This is a genomic window from Kerstersia sp. (genome assembly GCF_052103615.1).
Classification (GTDB): Bacteria; Pseudomonadota; Gammaproteobacteria; order Burkholderiales; family Burkholderiaceae_B; genus Kerstersia.
The window spans coordinates 1-5,763 of sequence record NZ_JBQEKA010000129.1 but is presented as its reverse complement, the minus strand read 5'-3'; the positions used below and the strand labels follow the sequence as shown (position 1 = coordinate 5,763).

Sequence of the window (5,763 nt, the reverse complement as noted above, 5' to 3'; positions counted from 1 at the left end):
CCTGACGCGTGGCCAGCAATTGCCCCAGGCCCGCGCCATCCACCCCCGCGTTATTGCTCACGCAGGTCAGACCGCTCACCCCGCTGTCACGCAGCGCCACAATCAGCGCTTCAGGGATTCCGCAAAGACCGAACCCCCCTACGCCGATGATCTGGCCGTCTGCCACCAGCCCTTGCAGGGCCGCGTGGGCAGACGGATATACCTTGTTCACCATGATGTCTCCTTGCCTGAATATTCTGGCGGCGCCGGCCGGGGCATCATGCCCCGGCTTGGCCTCCAGCGATGGCGCCAGCATAATACGTAGGACACTACGTAGTTTTTCCTAAGGACACGTCCCTATGGTTCCTGCTTCAGACTATCGTCTGGCCTTCGATATGGCGCCAGTCGGCCTGGTGTTATCGCGCCAGCGGCGCATCGTCGATTGCAATGCGGAAGTTTGCGAAATCTTCCAGATCTCGCGCGAACTGCTGCTGGGCCGCTCGTTTCTGGAGCTCTATCCCAGTGTGGAAGAATTTGAACGCCTGGGAAAACGTATTGCGCCCATCCTCAACACCCAAGGGCGCTATTCGGACAGCCGTATTATGAAACGCGCCAGCGGGCAGTTTTTCTGGTGCCATGTCACGGGCCGGGCCTTCAGCCGCGAGAATCCGCACGAAGCAGGTATCTGGACTTTCGAAGATATCAGCGCCCAGCGCCCGCTGAGCGAACACCCGCTGACGGGCAGGCAGCGCGAAGTCGCCGCCCGCCTGCTGGAAGGAAAAACCGCCAAAATGATCGCCAAAGACCTGGGAATCAGCCCGCGCACCGTCGAGGTTCACCGCGCCAGCCTGATGCGGAAATTCGGCGCGCGGACGACGGCAGACCTGGTGCAACGCATGCTCACCATCTAGCCCCGCGCTCCAGGACGAAAATATTCATAAAAAAACCGCCCTATTGTTGACACAAGAAAAAAAACACCATATACTTCTTTTCCTACGCTTCTGACACAGAAAAGCTTCCGAAAAGAAGGCTTCCAAGTCAAAGAAACGTTGCCCAGGTGGCGGAATTGGTAGACGCGCTAGTTTCAGGTACTAGTGCCTTCGGGTGTGGAGGTTCGAGTCCTCTCCTGGGCACCAATTGCAACGGCTTGAAATCGAAAGATTTCAAGCCGTTTTTATTTTCTCTGCCGCATTCTTTTTGCGGTGCCCTTTCTGTCATATTTCCCCGGCAGCATCCTGATGCCAGTTCTTGGCGCCCCACTCTTTCAGCCCTTCCCCGGCATTTTCCCGACATTCCCCCAGCATTCCCCTGGCCGCGCCCATGCTGCGCCGCCTCAGCCAGCCCTTCACCCGCCGCAGCCGGTGAAGAGCCAGCCAGGGTTCAGAACGGCAGCCCGGCGTACTGCTCAGCCAGCGTGGCCAGCGCCCGCTCGGATTTCTGCAGATACTGGAATTCGTTGAGGCGCATTTTCTCTTCGAAACCCGAATCCTGCGGGAATACATGCAGCAGCTTGGTCAGGAACCAGGATACCCGCTCCGATGCCCAGACGCGGCGCAAGGCGGTTTGCGAATAATTTTCCAGCAGATTGTCCTGCTGATGCGTGTAGTAGGCGTCGAAGGCCCGCGACAGGTAATACACATCCGACACCGCCAGGTTCAGGCCCTTGGCGCCCGTGGGCGGCACGATATGCGCGGCATCCCCTGCCAGGAACATGCGGCCATGGCGCATGGGTTCCGCGACAAAGCTGCGCAAAGGCGCGATGGACTTTTCGATGCTGGGCCCGGTCACAACCGTTGCCGCCAGTTCCGCCGGCAAACGCTGCCTGAACTCGTCCCAGAAACGCTCATCCGACCAGTCATTGAGATCCGTATCCATCGGGCACTGGATGTAGTACCGGCTCAATTGCGGATTACGCTGGGATGCCAGAGCAAAGCCGCGCTCATGCCGCGCATAGATCAAATCCTCCATGGGCGGGGTTTCCGCCATGATGCCCAGCCAGCCGAACGGATAGATCTGTTCATAGCTGCGCAGCACGCTGGCAGGAATGGATTGCCTGCCTATGCCATGAAAACCATCGCAAGCCGCGATGAAATCGCAATCAAGACGCTCCGCCACGCCATGGCGGGTATAGGTGACATAAGGACGGTCGCCCGTTATGTCATGCAAAGCCACATCGTGAGCGCAGTCCAGGATTTCCGTCCCGGCGCGGTCATGCGCGGCGTACAGGTCTTCCGTGATGGCCGTCTGGCCGTAAGCCATCATCGGCCGGCCGGCGTACTTCGTGGTGTCGATGACCAGCGAACCTTCGTTCTGCCAGGTCACCAGTGTGCCGTCGTGCACCAGGCCCTCCCGATTCAGGCGCTCCCCCAAGCCCACGTCACGCAGCAACTGCACCGTGCCATGCTCCAGCACGCCAGCGCGGATGCGCTGCAAGACATAGGCGCGGCTTTGCCTTTCCAGCACCACGCTGTGAATGCCGTGCAAGGCCAGAATATGGGACAACAGCAACCCAGCGGGGCCGCCGCCAATGATTGCAACCTGTGTTTGCTTCGTTTTTTGCATGAATTGTCTCCTCCGATACTTCGCGGGCAACCGCCATGCGCCCGCCTGCGAGCAGGCTGGCGCATGGCGGTTCAGGCCTAGGCCTGGCTGCCCTCTTCCAGCCAAATGCGCAACATCTGCGTCACTGCCTGCGGCTGTTCCATGGGGCTCATATGCCCGCTATCCTCGATCACGGTCAAACGGGCCGAGGGGCACAGCGCCTGCATCTCTTCGTGGCGCGACACCGGACTCCAATCATCCTGCCTGCCGCAAGACAGCAAGACCGGGCCGGGCAGCCCGGCCAAGCCCGCCATGACATCGGCCGCATCGGGCCGTGCAATCAAGGCCTGCAATTGCGCAGCGAAAATTTCCGGTGTTTTGCGTTCTATCATCGCCAAGATGGTGTCGAACAATGGGGTATCCAGGCACGCTTCGCGCACCATGCCGCGCGCCCATTCCTGCCCCATGGCGCGCATGCCCTGCGTCCGCGCCTTCTCCAGCAAGGCCATGCGGCCCGCCACTTCGCGCTCCCCGGCGGCACCCGGCGCCAAAGGATGCACGCCGGTATCAAGCAGGGCAATACGCGCCACGCGCTCAGGAACGCGCCGGGCGATTTCCAGCGCCACGCGCCCGCCCATCGAATGCCCCGCAACGGCAAAACGCCCGGCAGGCACCGCCGCCAAAGCCACTTCCGCCATGGCAGCAATGGCATCCGCCCTGCCGTAGTCTGGCACCACGCACTCGTAGTCACTCAAAGCGCCCATCTGCTCACGCCATACCGCGGCGTCGCACAGCAGTCCCGGCAACAGCAGCAATACCGGTTTGCTCATGTTTTCCCCCTTGAGGCGCCTGCCGCGCCTCCTCTGTTACACGGCAGGCAGCGTAATGCCGCCGAGGCCAGCCAATCGTCAATAGCCAATAGCCAGTAGCCAGTAGCCAGCAGCCAGCAGCCAAGAGCTAACAGCCAGCCCATGATTCTGACCCCCACCATATCGCAGCGCCGCCCTGGCCGGCCAATCAAAAACACCGGCACTCCTATGCGTTTTATTTATATGGGGGTAAACACCTGATTTTCTGAAAGCAGATATTCCTGATCTTCTTTCTTTATCTGCCCTGCTTTGCAAGCCAGGCTTACCAAAGCAGCAAGCGCCATGGCATGCGTTATGGTTATGCTATAGGCATGAGCACGACTTCCGCCGCCAGCCAGTCTCCTGAGCCTATCCTGCCTGCTTCCTTGCGCCCGCCCGCGCTGCTCGCCTACTTGCGCGCCTTGCGCGCCATGCAGGCGGTCGTGCAGCACGGCACCACTTTTGCCGCCGCGCAGGCCTGCCATATCTCGCAACCGGCCATTACACGCGCCATCCAGCAACTGGAACGGTATTGCCGATTGGCGCTTTTTCTGCGTACCGCGCGCGGCATGGTCCCCACCGACGCTGGCCGGCAGATGGCAGCACGCGCCATGGCGCTGCAAGGCTGCCTGCAGGCTGGCGCGCGGGAAGCCCTGGCCAGCGACACGGCCAAACGGATCAGCGATCACACGGCGGAACGTTTTGCCCGCGGCGTCACGCCCAGCCAGGTTCAGGCCTTGCTGGGCGTTGCCGCCTGCGGCAGCGAATCCCGGGCAGCCCAGGCGCTGGGCATTACCCAGCCCGCCGTGCACGCCGCCCTGCAAGGGCTGGAGCGTCTGCTGGCGATACGGCTGTTTTACAAGCTGCCGTCCGGCACCTGGCTTACCCCGCCAGGCGCGGCCCTGCTCTTGCGCGTCAAGCAGGCGCTGGCCGAACTGCGCGGCCTGGAAAGCGAACTATCCGCCTGGCACGGAGAAACCGATGGCCAGATCGTCATCGGCATTCTGCCGCTGTCCGTGCCCATTTTCCTGCCGCGCGCGCTGCAAACGCTGCTGCACACCCACACGGCAGTGCGTGTCGGCATTATCGACGGCACCTATGAAGACCTGCTGCAACGCCTGCGCAGCGCCGATATCGACCTTATCGCCGGCGCCCTGCGCCGGGAGGCGCCCGGCCCGGATATTCTGCAATTGCCGCTGTTCGATGATGACCTCGTCATCGTTGCCGCCCCCGGGCATCCCTGCCTCTCTCGGCCCGGCCTGCAATTACAGGATCTGACGCAATGGCGCTGGGTCACCCCCCTGCCCGGCACACCGGCCGACCGCCTGCTGCGGCACATTTTCGCCACACGCGGCCTGGCGCCGCCCTCAGGACGCTTGTATGCCAACAGCCCGCTCATGACCCAGGCGCTGGTCATGCAAACCGGGCACCTGGCCATTGCCTCGCGCGGCCAGGCAGAGCAGGATGCGCGCCATGGCGGCTTCTGTATTGTGCCGGTTGAGACCCCTGGCACCAGGCGGTCTATCGGGCTGGCCCTGCGTGCCGGCACGCGGGTTTCGCCGCCCTTGCAGGCCGTGCTGCAAGCCTGCCGGGATGCTGTGGCGGCCCATCCGGTCACGCCTCAGGGCAAATGATTCAACCAGGCGGCGCCGCTGAACTTGCCTTGCGCCAGCGCCTCTGCGGCGGCGTACTCTTCAGGCGTAATCTGCCCTGCCGTCCCGCCATTCAGCGCGGCGAACGTCGCTTTCATACGCGCCACAATCTGCTCGCGCGGCAAGCCGGTCTGGCTACGCAAGGGGTCAACGCGTTTGGCTGCGCTGGCCGTGCCCTTGTCGCTGAGTTTTTCACGCCCGATACGCAAGACCTGCAGCATTTTGCTGGCGTCCATGTCATATGCCATGGTGACATGGTGCAAGACAGCGCCATTGGCGAAACGCTTCTGCGCCGCTCCGCCTATTTTGCCCTGCGGGCTGGTGATGTCATTGAGCGGTTTATAAAACGCGGCGATGCCCAATTCATTGAGCGCCTTGAGCACCCAATCGTCCAGGAACGCGTAGGACTCCGCGAAGCTCATGCCGCGCACCAGTTCGCCAGGCGCATAGAGGGAATAGGTAATCGCCGACCCCGGCTCGACGAACATGGCCCCGCCGCCAGTAATGCGGCGCACGACATCCACACCCAGCGCGCGGGCGGCATCCATATCGACTTCATTTTTCAGCGATTGAAAGCAGCCGATGATGATGGCGGGATGGCTCCATTCCCAGAACCGCAAGGTCGGCGCGCGCTGGCCGGACGCCACCGCCTGGCCCAGCACTTCGTCGAGCGCCAGATGCATGGCGGGCGCCAGCGGCGCGGTTTCCACCAGCTGCCATTCATAGTCACGCCAGCTGCGCTC

At 62.3% G+C, this 5,763-nt stretch carries 6 protein-coding genes and 1 tRNA gene; 3 read left to right on the top strand and 4 right to left on the bottom strand.

Annotated features, from left to right (window positions below; translation table 11 throughout):
- On the bottom strand, positions 1-211 hold a 211-nt coding region (locus ACTJGZ_RS15635), incomplete at its 3' end, for a CoA-transferase (protein WP_441663819.1).
- Between the two features lie 127 nt (positions 212-338).
- Here ACTJGZ_RS15635 and ACTJGZ_RS15630 point away from each other — a divergent pair.
- On the top strand, positions 339-890 hold the full coding sequence (locus ACTJGZ_RS15630) for a LuxR C-terminal-related transcriptional regulator (protein WP_441663818.1): 552 nt from the start codon (positions 339-341) through the stop codon (positions 888-890).
- A gap of 140 nt (positions 891-1,030) precedes the next feature.
- A tRNA-Leu gene (locus tag ACTJGZ_RS15625) sits at positions 1,031-1,115 on the top strand.
- A gap of 244 nt (positions 1,116-1,359) precedes the next feature.
- Here ACTJGZ_RS15625 and pobA read toward each other — a convergent pair.
- Both pobA and ACTJGZ_RS15615 read right to left on the bottom strand, forming a co-directional pair.
- The gene (gene pobA / locus ACTJGZ_RS15620) at positions 1,360-2,541 is read right to left on the bottom strand and encodes a 4-hydroxybenzoate 3-monooxygenase (RefSeq protein ID WP_441663817.1); all 1,182 of its coding nucleotides are present in this window, start codon (positions 2,539-2,541) and stop codon (positions 1,360-1,362) included.
- Between the two features lie 77 nt (positions 2,542-2,618).
- On the bottom strand, positions 2,619-3,350 hold the full coding sequence (locus ACTJGZ_RS15615) for an alpha/beta fold hydrolase (RefSeq protein WP_441663816.1): 732 nt from the start codon (positions 3,348-3,350) through the stop codon (positions 2,619-2,621).
- A gap of 350 nt (positions 3,351-3,700) precedes the next feature.
- Here ACTJGZ_RS15615 and ACTJGZ_RS15610 point away from each other — a divergent pair, with 350 nt between their 5' ends.
- Positions 3,701-5,002, top strand: coding sequence for a LysR substrate-binding domain-containing protein (locus ACTJGZ_RS15610; RefSeq protein ID WP_441663815.1), 1,302 nt, complete (start codon positions 3,701-3,703; stop codon positions 5,000-5,002).
- Here ACTJGZ_RS15610 and ACTJGZ_RS15605 read toward each other — a convergent pair.
- A partial coding sequence (locus tag ACTJGZ_RS15605) for a lipoate--protein ligase family protein (protein ID WP_441663814.1) occupies positions 4,990-5,763 on the bottom strand: 774 nt, incomplete at its 5' end. The two genes, ACTJGZ_RS15610 and ACTJGZ_RS15605, sit on opposite strands and share 13 nt — an antisense overlap.

What these genes read in the sequence shown, in the direction of transcription:
- ACTJGZ_RS15615 (WP_441663816.1), bottom strand. Translation starts at nt 3,350, where the DNA reads ATGAGCAAACCGGTATTGCTGCTGTTGCCGGGACTGCTGTGCGACGCC.
- ACTJGZ_RS15630 (WP_441663818.1), top strand. Translation starts at nt 339, where the DNA reads ATGGTTCCTGCTTCAGACTATCGTCTGGCCTTCGATATGGCGCCAGTC.
- pobA (WP_441663817.1), bottom strand. Translation starts at nt 2,541, where the DNA reads ATGCAAAAAACGAAGCAAACACAGGTTGCAATCATTGGCGGCGGCCCC.
- ACTJGZ_RS15610 (WP_441663815.1), top strand. Translation starts at nt 3,701, where the DNA reads ATGAGCACGACTTCCGCCGCCAGCCAGTCTCCTGAGCCTATCCTGCCT.